At 65.7% G+C, this 14365-nt stretch carries 12 protein-coding genes; 5 read left to right on the forward strand and 7 right to left on the reverse strand.

Translation table 11 applies throughout. The annotated features are described in order from the left end of the window. Nucleotides 1–114 precede the first annotated feature (114 nt). From OEJ37_RS05675 to OEJ37_RS05700, 6 genes are all read right to left on the reverse strand, one after another. Nucleotides 115–1089: an amidohydrolase family protein gene (locus OEJ37_RS05675; protein WP_263343463.1), complete on the reverse strand. Its 975-nt coding sequence runs from the start codon at nt 1087–1089 to the stop codon at nt 115–117. 1 nt (nt 1090) lies between these two features. Continuing rightward, nucleotides 1091–2038, reverse strand: coding sequence for a YncE family protein (locus OEJ37_RS05680; RefSeq protein WP_263343464.1), 948 nt, complete (start codon nt 2036–2038; stop codon nt 1091–1093). 50 nt (nt 2039–2088) lie between these two features. Next, nucleotides 2089–3381: an MFS transporter gene (locus tag OEJ37_RS05685; RefSeq protein WP_263343465.1), complete on the reverse strand. Its 1293-nt coding sequence runs from the start codon at nt 3379–3381 to the stop codon at nt 2089–2091. A gap of 194 nt (nt 3382–3575) precedes the next feature. Next, entirely contained in the window at nt 3576–4493 is a 918-nt protein-coding gene (locus tag OEJ37_RS05690) for a dihydrodipicolinate synthase family protein (protein ID WP_175917279.1), read from the reverse strand. Between the two features lie 8 nt (nt 4494–4501). Next, nucleotides 4502–5674, reverse strand: coding sequence for an L-rhamnonate dehydratase (locus OEJ37_RS05695; protein WP_174416821.1), 1173 nt, complete (start codon nt 5672–5674; stop codon nt 4502–4504). A gap of 59 nt (nt 5675–5733) precedes the next feature. Continuing rightward, nucleotides 5734–6780, reverse strand: coding sequence for a 4-hydroxythreonine-4-phosphate dehydrogenase PdxA (locus OEJ37_RS05700; RefSeq protein ID WP_263343466.1), 1047 nt, complete (start codon nt 6778–6780; stop codon nt 5734–5736). A 167-nt stretch (nt 6781–6947) separates the two neighbouring features. Between OEJ37_RS05700 and OEJ37_RS05705 the strand changes: the two genes are divergently transcribed. After that, the gene (locus tag OEJ37_RS05705) at nt 6948–7892 is read left to right on the forward strand and encodes a LysR family transcriptional regulator (protein WP_263343467.1); all 945 of its coding nucleotides are present in this window, start codon (nt 6948–6950) and stop codon (nt 7890–7892) included. A 114-nt stretch (nt 7893–8006) separates the two neighbouring features. On the opposite strand, the gene OEJ37_RS05710 is transcribed toward OEJ37_RS05705, so the two are convergent. Further along, nucleotides 8007–9281 (reverse strand): MFS transporter, encoded by a 1275-nt coding sequence (locus OEJ37_RS05710; RefSeq protein ID WP_263343468.1) that lies wholly within the window; start codon nt 9279–9281, stop codon nt 8007–8009. A 674-nt stretch (nt 9282–9955) separates the two neighbouring features. On the opposite strand from OEJ37_RS05710, the gene OEJ37_RS05715 reads away from it, so the two are divergent. From OEJ37_RS05715 to OEJ37_RS05730, 4 genes are all read left to right on the forward strand, one after another. Then, nucleotides 9956–10483, forward strand: a complete 528-nt coding sequence (locus OEJ37_RS05715; protein WP_175917283.1) for a CS1 type fimbrial major subunit — start codon at nt 9956–9958, stop codon at nt 10481–10483. 89 nt (nt 10484–10572) lie between these two features. Further along, a complete protein-coding gene (locus OEJ37_RS05720) occupies nt 10573–12828 on the forward strand; it encodes a TcfC E-set like domain-containing protein (RefSeq protein WP_263343469.1) in 2256 nt (751 codons plus the stop codon). A 33-nt stretch (nt 12829–12861) separates the two neighbouring features. Continuing rightward, nucleotides 12862–13548, forward strand: a complete 687-nt coding sequence (locus tag OEJ37_RS05725) for a pilus assembly protein (RefSeq protein ID WP_263343470.1) — start codon at nt 12862–12864, stop codon at nt 13546–13548. Continuing rightward, nucleotides 13548–14021, forward strand: coding sequence for a hypothetical protein (locus tag OEJ37_RS05730; RefSeq protein WP_263343471.1), 474 nt, complete (start codon nt 13548–13550; stop codon nt 14019–14021). Before OEJ37_RS05725 ends, OEJ37_RS05730 begins: the two co-directional genes overlap by 1 nt. Nucleotides 14022–14365 lie beyond the last annotated feature (344 nt).

Consider the following 14365-nt stretch of genomic DNA (forward strand, 5'->3'; position numbering starts at 1 on the left):
CAAGCACGATTGCGTGCGAAGGATCGAATACGCGAGCGCGCTGCCACTTGGTCGCCGGCCGCAGCCGGGCGCCATGCCCTGTCGACGGGTTGGGGAAAGACGCGTAAAGGCGGCTTATCCGCGAGCCGGCCGGGATGGCTCGTCGAGCGCAATCCGGTAAACGCGCACCGCGTTGTCATGCCAGATCGCGCGGCGCGCCGCGTCGTCGAGGTCCGCCATCGCGCGGGCGAATGTGCGCAGCAGCGCGGGATAGGACACGCGCAGGCCGGCCACCGGGAAGTTGCTGGCGAACAGGCAGCGCTCCCAGCCGAAGATCGCGATCGTGTCGCGGATGATCCGCGCGTTGTCCGCGTCGTTCCACACGGCGTCGCGCAAGCCGAGTTCGGAAATCTTCACGGCCACGCGCGGCGATGCCGCGAGCGCTTCCATGCCGCGGCGCCAGCGCGCGAGCCCTGCGTCCGAGCGATCCCAAGGCAGCCCGGCGTGTTCGAGCACGACGTCGACACCGGGTGCATCGGCGAGCAGCGCGGCCGCGTCGCCGAGATGCCAGAACGGCACGCGCAGATCCCAGCACAGGCCGTGCGCGGCGACGCGTTCCAGCGCGGCCGGCCAGCGCGGATCGTGCAGCGTGCCGGGCCCGTCGACGGGTGCATCCGGCGACGATGCGGTGCGCGGCTTGAAGCGCACGCCGCGCACGCGCGGCCACGCAGCCTGTTCGGCGAGCCGTTCGTCCGCATCGCCGGCCAGCAGGTCGACCCACGCGACGACTGCCGACGGCAACCCGTGCGCCGCCGCGACCTCGTGCAGCCAGCGCGTTTCCGCCAGTGCTTCGTCGCGTGCGCGTTCGGCCTCGACGTGCACGCTGGCGACGATCGGCGCGCGTTGCGCCGCGCGCCGGAAATCGTCCACGCCGAAATCGCGGCACAGTGCTGCGTAATCGCCGAACATGAAGCGCGCCGGATCGTATTGCGCCTGCAGCCACGGATAGTGCGCGCCCGCATCGAGCCGCCACAGGTGGTGATGCGCATCGACGAGCGCGTCCGGCATGCCGTCGGGCGGTGATCCGTCGGGCGGCGATCCGTCGCGCATGTCAGCGCGCTCCCGCGAGCACGTACGATGCATCGGGCTCGCGCAGCGTCGCCAGCGCACCGACGAAACGCCAGGTTTCGAGATCGAGTTCGCGCACGTAGTCGTCCTGGAACGACACGTAGGCGACGCGCCGCGACGGATGGAACGACAGCGCGGTCGGGTTCGCGGGCAGCGCGATGCGTTCGATTTCCTCGAGCTGGCGTGCATCGAACACGGAGATCGACTGTTCGCCCGAGTTGGTCAGCAGCAGCAGGTCGCGGCCGTCCGGCGCGCTGGTCCGGTAGATGCGGTTCGGATCGCTGCGCGTCTTCACGCGGCGGCCGCAGGTCATCGTTTCCGTGTCGATCTCGACCAGCGTGTCGTCGCCGCGATTCGCGACGAACAGCGTGCGTTCGTCGGCCGACAGCGCATTGCCTTCGGGGCGCGGGCCGGGCATCACCGCGCGCGGCGCGATCGTCGCGTCGCGCGGATGAAACTGCGTGACCGTGTTCGACAGCAGGTGCACGCCGTACGCGCGGCTCGCGTCGCGTGTGAGCGTCACGAGGTGCGTCTTCACGCCGCCGGACGGCACGGCCATGTTCGGCACCGGTTGCCGGGTCGGCTCGTCGAACACGAGCAGCATGTCGTGCGCCTCGCTCATCGCGTACAACCGGCCGTCACGGTCGCTCGCCATGCCGTGCGGCCGGTAGTACGGCCACAGGTCGAGCATGCGCGTGTGCGTGCGTTCGACGAGGTCGATCTCGGCGATCCGGTGGTCGCCTTCATGGCCGCGCGACCACGCGGTCTCGATCCCGAAGATGCCGACATACGCGTAGCGCTCGTTCACGTCGACGGTGAACTCGTGCGGGAAATTCGGCAGCACGATGTGCTTGAGCGCGGCTTTCGTGTCGAGGTCGTAGAAACTGAAGGTATGGGCGCATTTCTGCACCAGCAGCAGGATGTCGTTCAAGGTGTGTCTCCGTAATTTCGTTCGCGGGCCTGCATGTCAGGTATCCCGTATCAGTCTTCGCAGCGTTTCGGCAGCGTCAGCGCGAGCAGGCCGGCCACCGCGAGCGTGACCGCCAGGCTGTACACACCGGCCGCCGAGCTCACGTGCTGGGTCAGCACGCCGACCGCATACGGGCCGCAGAACCCGCCGAGATTGCCGAGCGCGTTGATCAGGCCGCGCGCACTGCCGGCCGTCTCGACGCTGCAGAGCTTCGGCGGAATCGCCCAGAACACGCCGGCGGCCGCCTGCAGGAAGAAGCCGCAGCCGATCAGGAACCCGAACGACACGGCCATCGACGCGTGCGTGAGCACCGACAGCGCAAGGCACGCGGCGAAGCCGACGAGCGGCAGCAGCACGAACAGGCGTCGCTTGCCGGTTCGGTCAGACAAATACGACGTGACGAACATCCCGATCACCATCGCGACATACGGCAGCATCGCGAGCAGGCCGACCTTTCCCATCCCGCCGTGCGTGAGGTTTTTCAGCAGCGTCGGCAGCCACATCGTATAGCCGTAGATGCCGACCTGGTAGCAGAAGTTGATCGCGATGAGCAGCCAGATCGTCGGGTTGCGCAGCATCTCGCCGAACGATGCGGCGGCCGGCGCGCCGGCCGCGCGCTTGCGTTCCTGCTCGTCGCGCAGCGCGTCGAGGATGTACGCCTTCTCGCGCGGCGACACCCAGCGCGCGGTCTCCGGGCCGTCGTCGGCGAGCAGCATCCACGCGACCAGGCACAGCAGCGACAGCGCGCCCGCGCTGTAGAACAGGTGACGCCAGTCGTACGCGGCGAGGATGAAGCCGGACAGCGGCGCGGTGATCATGCCGGCGAGCGGCACGAACATGATGACCATCGCATTCGCGCGGCCGCGTTCGCGGTCGGGGAACCAGTGGCTGACCATCGTGAGCACGACGGGCAGCATGCCGCCCTCGGCCACCCCGAGCAGGAAGCGCAGCGCCAGCAACTGCCAGGTGTGCGTGACGAGCCCGGTCAGCACCGACAGCACGGCCCAGCTCACGAGCGACCACGCGATGAATTTTTTGCCGCTGCCGAGCGCCGCGCGCCGGCCGCCGGGAATCTGCAGGAACAGGTAGCCGAAGAAGAAGATGCCGCCGGCAAGGCCGGCCATCGTCGCGTCCATGCCGAGCTCGGCGTTCATCCCGCCGGGCATCGCGAACGCGATGTTCACGCGGTCCATGTAGGAAATGATGCAGGCGAGCAGCAGCGGCGGAATCACGCGCAGCCAGCGGCGGTGCGGAATGGCTTCGCCGGCTTCGTATGCCGGGGTGGCCGGGGTCAACGAATTCATGATGTCTCCAATATTGTCGATCTGCTGCAGCGATCTTCCGATGGACCGCTGTCACGCCGTGACGAATCCGCACGGGGTTAACCGCCGATGCGCAACGCATGTGCGCATTCCCCATCGGCGCGAACGTCTGTCCGGCCGCGCGGCATGCGCCTCGGGCCGGAGCCGTGAAGCGCACACCGCATGCGCCTGAACGTCTAATGCCCCCAGCGCAGCACGAGCGGGTCGAGCCGGCGTGCGACGTCGAGCAACCCGGCACGCACCTGCGGATGCAATTCCGGCCATGGCGCGCGCGGCCGGTCGCACGCGATCACGCCGCCTTCCCGCATTAGCGCCTTCGCGGTCAGGAAGCCCGACTGGCGGTTTTCGTAGTTGATCAGCGGCAGCCAGCGCGCGTACTGCTCGCACGCTTCGTCGCGGCGCCCGGCGAAATACGCGTCGGTGATCCGGCGAATTCCGTCCGGATAACCGCCGCCTGTCATCGCGCCGGTCGCGCCGGCGTCGAGATCGGCGAGCAGCGTGATGCCTTCCTCGCCGTCCCACGGCCCCTCGATCGCGTCGCCGCCGAGCGCGATCAGTTCGCGCAGCTTCGACGCGGCGCCGGCCGTCTCGATCTTGAAGTACGACACGGCATCGATCTCGCGCGCGAGCGTCGCGAGGAACGACGCGGTGAGCGCGACGCCGCTGGCCGGCGCGTCCTGGATCATCAGCGGAATGCGGAGCCCGTCGGCCGCTTCGGCGAAGAACGCGCGAACCTGCGCTTCGGGCACGCGGAACGTCGCGCCGTGGTACGGCGGCATCACCATCACCATCGCCGCCCCCAGCGCCTGCGCGTGCCGGTTGCGTTCCGCGCAGATCCGCGCGCTGAAGTGCGACGTCGTGACGATCACCGGCACGCGGCCCGCGACGTGCTCGAGCGTGGTGCGCGTGATCAGGTCGCGTTCGTCGTCGCCGAGCGCGAACTGCTCGGAGTAGTTCGCGTGGATGCAGAGGCCCTGCGAACCGGCATCGATCATGAAGTCGAGGCAGCGGCGTTGGCCGTCGAGATCGAGCGCGCCGTGCGCGTCGAAGATCGTCGGCGCGACCGGAAAGACGCCCTGGTAGCGTGCGTTCATGGTCGGCCTCACTCGACGATGTCGAACTGGTCGAGGAATTCGGTCTTCAGCGTGAGGCCGAGGCCCGGCACGTCGTCGCGCAGTTGCAGGAAGCCGTTTTCGGCCACCGGCTCGCCGTCGAAGATGTAATAGAACAACTCGTTGCCGACCTCGACGTCGAACATCGGGAAGTACTCGCTCATCGGCGACGCGAGCGTGCTCATCGTCAGGTGATAGTTGTGCATCTGGCCCGCATGCGGAATCACCGGCACGCTGTACGCCTCGCACAGCGCGTTGATCTTGTGCGCCATCGTGATCCCGCCGACGCGGTTCGTGTCGTACTGGACGACCGACACGGCCTTGCGGTCGAGCAACTGCTTGAAGCCGTACAGCGAGAACTCGTGCTCGCCGCCGGAGATCGGAATGCGCGTCAACTGGTTCAGCTCCGCGTAACCGTCGATGTCGTCGGCGATCACCGGTTCCTCGAGCCAGCGCGGCTGGTATTTCTCGAGCTTCGGCAGAATGCGCTTCGCGTATTCGAGATTCCAGCCCATATAGCACTCGAGCATCAGGTCGTTGTCATAGCCGATCACCTCGCGGATCGCCGCGACCGACTTCAGGTTCTCGACCACCCCCTGCTGCCCGTGCGCCGGCCCGTAGCCGAAGCGCATCTTGAACGCGCGGAAGCCTTCCTTCAGATAGTGCTGCGCCTCGTCCTGCATCGCCTTCAGGTCGGTGCGGTAGAGCTTCGAGTAGTAGCAGGGGATCTTTTCCTTGGTGCGGCCGCCGAGCAGCTTGAACACCGGCTTGCCGACGCTCTTGCCGAGGATGTCCCAGATCGCGATGTCGACCGCCGAGATCGCCGCCATGCCGATGCCCTTGCGGCCCCACGCGTGGGTGGCACGATACATCCGCTGGTTCAGGTACTCGTAGTCCCACGGATCCTGGCCGATCACGAGCGGCGCGAGGTACTGGTCGATGATGACCTTCGCGACGTGCGGCGCGAGCGCGACGTTGCCGAGGCCGACGATGCCGTCGTCGGTCTCGACTTCGACGATCGTCCACGAATGGAAGCGGAACGTGCTCATCGTTTCCTGCGGCGCGTACAGCAGGTCCATCGCATTCGAGCAGAAGTTGCCCTGCGGCGGGACGGTCTTGCCCTTCCACTGGAATACGCGTGCGCGCACGGACCGGATTTTCATGGTGGTGTCTCCGAGAATCGATGTTGTCGTGTGTGAAAGGCGGGCGGCAGGCGTGGCCGTCACGCCGAAACGGCGGGAGTGCGGCGCGCGGCGCCCATCCGGCACGCGATCTGCAGCGCCTGCCAGGTCGCGCCGACGTCGGCCGTGCCGCGGCCCGCGATGTCGTACGCGGTGCCGTGCGCGGGCGTCGTGATCGGCACGGGCAGCCCGCCCTGCACGGTCACGCCGCGCGAGAACCCGAGCAGCTTGATCGCGATCTGCCCCTGGTCGTGGTACATCGTGACGATCGCCTGGTAGTCGCCGGCCTGCGCCTTCAGGAAGATCGTGTCCGCGGGGAACGGGCCGTGGAACGGCGCGTCGGTCGGCCAGTCGCGCGACTGCAGCTTGCGCACCGCGGGCTCGATGATGTCGACTTCCTCGCGGCCGCAACTGCCGCCGTCGCCGCCGTGCGGGTTGAATGCGGCGATCGCGACCTTCGGCGCGGCGACGCCGTTCGCGAGCAGCGACCGGTAGATCAGTTCGGATGCCTGTTCGATCCGCTCGATGCTCAGGCAGCCCGCCGCGTCCTTCAGCGGGATATGCGACGAGATGCGCGCGGTCCACAGTTCGCCGAGCGTGTTGAATTCGCAGAAATAGCCGGTCACGCCGAGCGCTTCGGCGAAGTGATGCAGTTCGTCGTCGTGCTTCAGCCCGCCGAGCTTCATCGCGTACTTGTTCAGCGGCGCGAAGCAGATCGCGTCGATGTCGCCGGCGAGCGCGGCTTCCAGGCACTGATCGAGCACGGCGAGCGTCGAACGGCCGCCGGCCGCGCCGGCCTGGCCGACGGTGACCTGTGCGGGATCGACCGTATCGACATCGACGAACGCGGCGCGCGCGGTCGTCGGCCGGCCGCGCGCCGCGGCGAGCGATGCGACGGGTTCGACGTCGATCAGCACGCCGGCCACGCGCTGGCCGGCTTCCCACAGCCAGCGATCGCCGATCAGCACGAGATTCGCGTGCGCTGTCGCGTCGGGCCGCGCGAGCAGTTTCGCGATCAGTTCGGCGCCGATGCCGGCGGGGTCGCCGAGCGTCAGCGCGACGACGGGCAGGGGGGCGGCGGTCGTCATGCGGCGTCTCCGTGGCGGGCCGCGCGTCGGGCGGCGGTCGGTTTCGTGTTCATGCTGCGTCTCCGGTGGCGGCGCGTGGCCGTTCGTGTATGGGGTTCATGCTAGGTAGACGGAATGAGTCGGTAAATTGAAAACTCTTGATGAATCGATAACCTGGAGTAATCGAAATGGGCTCGATCGATCGACGAGACTCGACTCCCCAATTGCTGAACCGGCTGCGCATGCGGCAGATCGCGCTGTTGCTTGCCGTGGACGAATGCTCGACGCTGCGCGCGGCGGCCGAGCAGATGGGCCTCACGCAGCCGGCCGCGACGAAGATGCTGGCCGAACTCGAGAGTGCGCTCGGCCAGCGGCTGTTCGATCGCATCGGGCGCGGGCTGGTGCTGAATCCGGCCGGCGCGCGCGTGCTCGGCTATTTCCGTGGAATCCGCGGCAGCGTGGAGGCGTTGAACCGCGAACTCGCCGAACTGCAGCTCGGCAGCGCGGGGCGGCTGGCGATCGGCAGCATCATGGCGGCGTCGCCGGGGCGGCTCACCGAGGCGCTGGTGCAGTTGAAGGCACGTTACCCGTTGCTCGCGATCGACATCGCGGTCGATACGAGCGACCGGCTGATGCCGCAGCTTCGCGAAGGCGTGCTCGAAGTGGTGATCGGGCGCAACGTCGGCACCGATTGCGACTTCCGCGTGGTCGACGACGAGGCGCTCGCGATCATCGCGGGCCGCGACCATCCGCTCGCGGGCGCCGGGCCGGTCGAATTCGACGCGCTGCTCGATTACACGTGGATCCTGCAGCCGGCCGGCAGCCCGGCGCGCGAGGTCGTCGAGCGCGAGTTCCGCGCGCGTCACCAGCCGATGCCGCGCGGGCTGGTCGAAACGGGCTCGATCCTGACGACGATGAACCTCGTCGACCGGTCTCACATGCTCGGCGTGATTCCGCTGACGGTCGCGCAGCGCAACGCGGAGCACGGGCTCGTCGCGATCCTCGATTACGAGCTCGATCAAAAGCTGCCGTCATACGGCAGCCTCGTGCGGCGCGACCGGCCGCTGAGCATTCCCGCGCAGCATTTTCTCGCGCTGTTTCACCGGGAGGGCGTTCAGGACGACGGCGATTGAAGGGAGGGCTCGCGGGGTATGCCGGGTTTGCCGATCACGCATCGCGGAACGGAGCGATGCGTGATGGCGATAGCGGCGATACCGGCAACCCGGGCGCCACGGCTGCGAACCGCTTCAGCGCGCCGACGGCGCGGCGGGCGCATCGGCGAGCGATGGCATCGATGCCGACAGCGTGCGATCCGGACGAATCCGCAGCGCGGCGACGATGCCGATCATCAGCATCGCGACCGACCCGATGAAAGGCACCGTCCAGCTGCCGGTGCGGTCGACGAGATAGCCGAACAGGATCGGCGACAGGATCCCCGCGATCGCGGAACCCGCGTTCATCATTCCGCTCGCGATGCCGGCGTGGGTCGGCGCGATGTCGCTCGGCACCGCCCAGATCGGCCCGATCGTCAGTTCGAGGCACAGGAACGACCCTGACAGGCACAGCGCGATGCCGGCCGTGGAATGCACGAACGCGAGCGGCAGCAGGCAGACGAGCGCGCCGGCGAAGCTCGTGACGATCACGCTCTGGCGCGACAGCGCGAGGTTGCCGGTCTTCCGGTAGATCCGGTCGCAGAGCCAGCCGCCGAGCGTGTCGCCGACCACGCCCGCGAAGAACACGCCGGACGCGAACAGCGCGGTCGATTTCAGGTTAAGGCCCTGGCCGTTCAGGAAGAACGTCGGCAGCCACGTGAAGAACAGCCACGCGGTCCAGCCGTAGCAGAAGTAGACGAAGATGGTCGGCGCCATCCGGCGGAACAGCGGCCCCCACGGTGTGGGCCCGGCCGGCGGCGCGGGCCGGGCGGCGGTGCGCGCGCGGCCGTCGTCGTCGCCGAGCGGGTGCTCGCGGAAGCCGACGGTCCACCACGCGAGCCACACCAGCGTCACGGCGCCGATCACGAAGAACGCGGCGCGCCACGACAGCCACGTCATCAGCGCGGCGACGATCGGCGGCGTGACCGCGTTGCCGAGCCGCGAGAACGAATGCGTGAAGCCCTGCACGACGCCGCGCCGCTCGCGCGGGAACCAGTGCGTGATCGCGCGGGCCTGGGCGGGCAGCGTCGCGCCTTCGCCGATGCCGAGCAGCAGGCGCGCGGCGAACAGCAGCGTGAGACTGTGCACGAGCCCGGTCGTGAAGGTCGAGACGACCCAGATCAGCCCGCAGCCGATCAGCGTGATGCGGGCGCCGAACCGGTCGGCGATCCAGCCGCCGCCGACCTGGCAGATTGCATACGAATACGCGAACGCGGAGAACGCGATACCGAGTTCGGTGTTCGACAACCCGAGTTCGGCCTTGATCGCGCCGGCCGCGGTCGCGAGGTTCACGCGGTCGACGTAGAGGATGAATGACAGCGCGCACAGCAGCCACAGCGTGTGGCGCCGTTGACGGTGATCGTGGGACATGTGTCTCGCTCCGTGCCCGGGCGCGGCGTTGCACAGACGCCGCGTCGATTGGCGGAGCCAGCATCGCGCGGCGGGGAAGGGCCGTCTAATGAATCTTTTGGATCGGTTGATAACCTGAGGCATTCATTTCCGCACGAGCGCGTTGACCTGATCCATGGTGGCGCGATTGACCGCAGGTTACGTGCAGTAGCACTTTCCCTCGCCCGTCGATGCGTTGACGCATCGCATGCGCCGCGTGGCACGCGCGCCATTCCGAACGTCCCGCTCCATGCGCGTTGCATGTGTGAATGCCCGAGGATGCGCTTGCTTGGCGCGGCAACCCGTCTCGCAGCGCGACAGCCGCTTCCTGCCGCGGCCGGCGCCTTGCCGCTCGACGCCTGAGCGCGGCAACCACGCGCGCTCGATCCGCCGCGAAAGGCGTTTTGCTTACCTCGTCTCGAACAATTCTTTAAATCGACTTAACAATCAGGGCTTTAAGGAGGCAATTTCCAATTTTTAGTACTTGTACTAGCAGTTTGAGTGCGTAACTCCGAATTTGTCCCATTTTCCGCCAGCAGCAATGTCCATAGACTAGCGTCAGTGGGATTTATCTCCCACACATCGAATTTCGATTGATTATTCACTAGTCGTGGTTCGATTCCAGAAACTCATTTTTCTTTTATAGAGATTATTCGATGAAACTCAGCAAACTCGTTCTGGCAATGGGCGTCACCACGGCACTGTTCGGCATGGCGCATACGGCACAGGCCGATTCGGTGTCGAAGAAGATCACGCTGACCGCCCAGATCAACGACGGCATGTTCGTGTCGAAGCCGGACGGCTCGACCTGGTACGGCACGGAAGAACTGCAGGCCACCGACTACACGCAAGCCAAGTTCGAGAAGACGCTGCCGGTCCGCGTCTGGACGAAGAACGCCGACTTCAACGTGTCGCTCGCGCAACCGCTGAAGCTGTCGAGCGGCGCGTACGAAATGAAGAACGCGAAGGTGTCGCTGTCCGGCAACGGCGGCGATGCTGAAGTCAAGTTCGGCGCGGTCCAGAAGATCACGCAAGTGACGGCTGGCAACGGCGGCTACGACGAAATCCACAACCTGAAGATCGACGTCGAAGCACCGACCCAGGTCGGCACGAACAGCACGAACGGCAGCTACAGCGGCGATCTCGTGATGGTGTTCGAGCCGGTCGCAGCAGCGGCACCGTAACCGTCCCTTACGGAGCCCCGATTCGATCGGGGCTCTTTCCGAAGAATTCCGATGCCAGCCCCTCCCACCCCTCCCTAGAAGAAATCAGCGTGGTCGCCTATCAAGCTCCTTTCCGTTTCAACAAGCTGTGGCTGGGTGCATTTCTTTTTGTTTCGTCGCACTCATTCGCAGAACTAAAGGTCACGTATGGCGTGCCTGAAGGGTTCAGTGCGGCTGAACTGGACGATAGCGCGAACTATGTTGCGACCTTCAATGGGCGCACGCTGCCGGGGTTCATCAGTTATTCATCAAAGGACGCGTCGCTTGAATTCGACGCGGCCAAGTATGCGGCAAACGGTATCTCGCCCGAAAATGTCGACACCATTCGGAGCGTGATCTCGCAGCTCGACTACAAGCGCTGCAGCAAGGGCTGCGACGACTTGATAGCCGGGTACTACGTTACCGTCGACAAGCTGAAGCGGTCGATCTCGATCCGCGATTCGCGCGAGGACTATATCGCGCCGGAAACGGGTTTCGGGCTGGTCAACAACCAGGCGCTCGACTTGCGGGCGGCGTCCGACGGCTACCGCGCGGTCAACGTGAACGGCAACACGTATGTCGGGCTTCCGTTCCAGAGCTTCGGCTACATGAGCTGGTACGCGAACCGTACCGAAACGCGCAATTCAAGCACCAGCCAGCAGGGGCTGTCTTCGTACTACCTGCAGAAGAATTTCGCCCGAACGTACGTGCGGGCGGGCAAGCAAAACAACATTGATTACGCGGCCGGCACGGTCAACACGCTGCTGTCGCCGAGCTTCGACCAGTTCGTGACGGTCGGCAGCCAGACCCACCTGCAGGTCGACAGCAAGGCCGGATCGCTGATTCTCTACGCGTCGGCCGAAGGCAACTACGAGTTCTACCGGAACGGCCGGCAGATCCTGAAACGGCCGGCCGTGCTCGGCCGCAACGAGATCAGCTTCGCCGATCTGCCGGGCGGCTACTACTCGGTCGAGGTTCGCCTCGTCGACCGGAACGGTAATGTGGTCAACCGGGAAACCCGCGAGGTCAACAACCTCAATTTCGGCGCGAACAGCGGCAACGCATGGCATTTGACGGCCGGCAAGGAGATGGGCGACGGCGGCTATCTGCTCGAGGCCGCGGTCAGCCGGAACTTCAAGCAGTTCTACCTGAACGGGTCGATGCTCGCCGGAAAGGGCGGCAAATGGGCGGCTGAAGTCAACGTCACGCGGCCGATGCAGTTGGGCGGCGTCGACATCACGCCTACTCTCGGCCTGTTGAGCGGCGAACGCAGTACGGGCGGCTACGTCAACCTGTCGATGGCGAGCGAGGCCCTCGGCAGCCTGATGGTCAGCCGCTACCAGAACACCGACGTATCGCGCTTCTACGCCGGTCAGCCGAGCACGGCGGTGTCGTATAGCCGCACGTTCCGCGGCGTGACGTTCGGCTACAACTACCAGCGCTCGGCGTTCAGCGAGTCGCAGCAGGCCGAGGCACGCTGGAACTACCGGCCGAACGGCCTGTGGGGCACGTTCGCGCTCGGCGTGCAGAAGGGCGGCTATCAGGGCAGCGGCGGCTACGGCGTGTATTTCAACATGACGATGATGCTGGACAAGGCGCAGGCGAGCTTCAGCGCCGCGCATTCCGGCGGCCAGACCCAGATCAGCGGCGACGTTCGCAAGGATTTCCAGGACGGCTTCGGCACGACATCCGTCGGGCTGTCGGCGAACCGGATCGGCACCAATTACGGCGTGAACGTGTACGGCACGCGCTCCGGCACGCGCGGCGACGCATCGTTGAACCTCGGCCAGAGCAGCGGCGGCGGCAACGTCGATTTCAACTACCGAGGCATGGTCGCGGCCAGCAAGGACGGCGTTGCGTTCGGCCGTTACAGCACGAGCGGCAGCGCGATGCTGTTGAAAACGCCGAACATCCCGGGCATGAAGTACGGGTTCAACGTCGAAGGCAGCCCGGTAGCCGGCAACAGCACGTATGCGGTGCCGCTCAATGCGTATCGCGACGTGTCGTTCGCACGCGTGATGAGCAACAGCGAGAAGTTCGACATGAACGTCGAGGTGCCGGCGAACATCGTCCGGGCCCACCCGGGCCAGGTCTACGCGGCGTCGGCGAAGGTCGACATCAATATGGTGTACAGCGGCTTCCTGAAGGATACGAACGGCAAGCCGGTGAGCGGCAAGGTGATCGAAACCGGCGACACGGTGCATCCGAACGGGCTGTTCTCGATCGTCAGCAAAACCTTGCTGTCGCAGATCACGCTCGATCAGAACGGGCATCGCTACACGTGCAGCCTGAAGGACGCCAGCGGAAACGACTTCCGTTGCCAATGACGGCGCATTCAACCATTTACAGGAATTGACGACATGAAACTGAACTTGCGAACCGCGCTTCCACTAGCGTGCGCTCTGCTGTTTGCCGCCGCTCAACCGGCGCATGCCGAAGGTGAGCTGATGGTGATGCCGGCCACGACCAAGGTATTCAACAACCACGACCAGACCGTCACCGTGAAGAACATGGGCGACGCGCCGCTCTACCTGTCGATCTCGGCGCAGAAAGTGATGAATCCGGGCAAAACGCCGGAAGAGAAACAGAGCCTTGGCGAGCTGCAGCATCCGGGCATGCTTGCGAGCCCGGACAAGCTGACGCTCGGCCCGAACCAGTCGCGCTCGATCACGCTCAGGTCGCTCGCGGAGCCTGCGAACGAAGAACTGTACCGGCTTTATATCGTGCCGGTCAGGTCGCTCAAGGTGGACGACGCGCCGCAGGACAAGATCACCGCGCCGATGTCGGTATCCGTCGGTTATGGCGTGCTGGTAAGGCACATGCCGCCGCCGGGCAAGCAGCGCGTGAGCTGGGCGCACCGTTGCGAGAGCGGCGGGCTGACGCTCGAGAATACGGGCAACGTGCGCCAGGTCTTCACCGATGTGACGTATGACGGCGCGCCGTCCGCACAGACGATCGCCGTATTTCCGGGCACGCCGCAGCACTTCGCGACGAAGCGGATGACGTTGCGTGTCGACGACAAGCCGCAGACGCTGGAGTGCCCGTGATGATGCGCGTGTCGCGCGTCGCACTCGGGATGCTGGCGGCGTTGGCTTGCACCTGCAGCATGGCCGCCGGCGTGCTGAAGCTGTCGCGCACGGAGTTGACGCTCGAACCGGAAAAGCCGGCGCCCGAACTGTATGTCGAGAACGCCGGCGATACGCCGCTTTACCTGGATATCGAGCAGCACTTGCTGGCCAATCCGGGTGACACACCCGAGCATCTGGTGCCGGTAGGCGACGTGGCGCGGCCCACATTGCTCGTGGTGCCGGGGCGCCTGACGCTGGCGCCGGGGCAGAAATATCGAATCGGACTGAAGGAACTGGCCGTTCCTTCGAAAACGCAGGTATGGCGCATCACGTTCCGGCCGAACGAGCGGATTGCTGTCGATGCCGGGCAGAGCGAAGGTGCACCGGCTCCGCTGTTCGTGAATGTCGGATATGGCGTGGTGATCTACCAACGTGCAGCGTCGGTGCAGTAACCCGCGATTGCCGAAACGATGTGCGCCGCTGCCGTCGAGATGACGTGTGGCTGAACACAATCGCACATGGAGTGTTGCGCGGATAAGGCCGTTTCCTCACGTCGCCAAGCATGCAACGCAGGTCGCAGGGGCCATTTCCAGCTATGACCAGCTTGACGTATTGACTTAATTGGAATGAAGAATCGATGAAAAACTTCGGAGTTATTCGGCGATGGCGAGGTTGCATCTTTGGCGCATGTTTGACGGTGCTTTCGTTGAACGCGTCTGCGCAATGGAGCCTAAACACGGCCAAAGTGGTCGACAGCTACGCGGGATGCACGTGGACGAACAACGGGGATGGTACC

Origin of the sequence: Burkholderia sp. BKH01, from assembly GCF_025685725.1 — a bacterium.
Classification (GTDB): Bacteria; Pseudomonadota; Gammaproteobacteria; order Burkholderiales; family Burkholderiaceae; genus Burkholderia; species Burkholderia pyrrocinia_C.

Excerpts from the sequence above, each read along its gene's own strand:
- OEJ37_RS05715 (WP_175917283.1), top strand. The coding sequence starts at position 9,956 with ATGAAACTCAGCAAACTCGTTCTGGCAATGGGCGTCACCACGGCACTG.
- OEJ37_RS05730 (WP_263343471.1), top strand. The coding sequence starts at position 13,548 with ATGATGCGCGTGTCGCGCGTCGCACTCGGGATGCTGGCGGCGTTGGCT.
- OEJ37_RS05705 (WP_263343467.1), top strand. The coding sequence starts at position 6,948 with ATGGGCTCGATCGATCGACGAGACTCGACTCCCCAATTGCTGAACCGG.
- OEJ37_RS05725 (WP_263343470.1), top strand. The coding sequence starts at position 12,862 with ATGAAACTGAACTTGCGAACCGCGCTTCCACTAGCGTGCGCTCTGCTG.
- OEJ37_RS05685 (WP_263343465.1), bottom strand. The coding sequence starts at position 3,381 with ATGAATTCGTTGACCCCGGCCACCCCGGCATACGAAGCCGGCGAAGCC.
- OEJ37_RS05690 (WP_175917279.1), bottom strand. The coding sequence starts at position 4,493 with ATGAACGCACGCTACCAGGGCGTCTTTCCGGTCGCGCCGACGATCTTC.
- OEJ37_RS05700 (WP_263343466.1), bottom strand. The coding sequence starts at position 6,780 with ATGACGACCGCCGCCCCCCTGCCCGTCGTCGCGCTGACGCTCGGCGAC.
- OEJ37_RS05710 (WP_263343468.1), bottom strand. The coding sequence starts at position 9,281 with ATGTCCCACGATCACCGTCAACGGCGCCACACGCTGTGGCTGCTGTGC.
- OEJ37_RS05675 (WP_263343463.1), bottom strand. The coding sequence starts at position 1,089 with ATGCGCGACGGATCGCCGCCCGACGGATCACCGCCCGACGGCATGCCG.
- OEJ37_RS05695 (WP_174416821.1), bottom strand. The coding sequence starts at position 5,674 with ATGAAAATCCGGTCCGTGCGCGCACGCGTATTCCAGTGGAAGGGCAAG.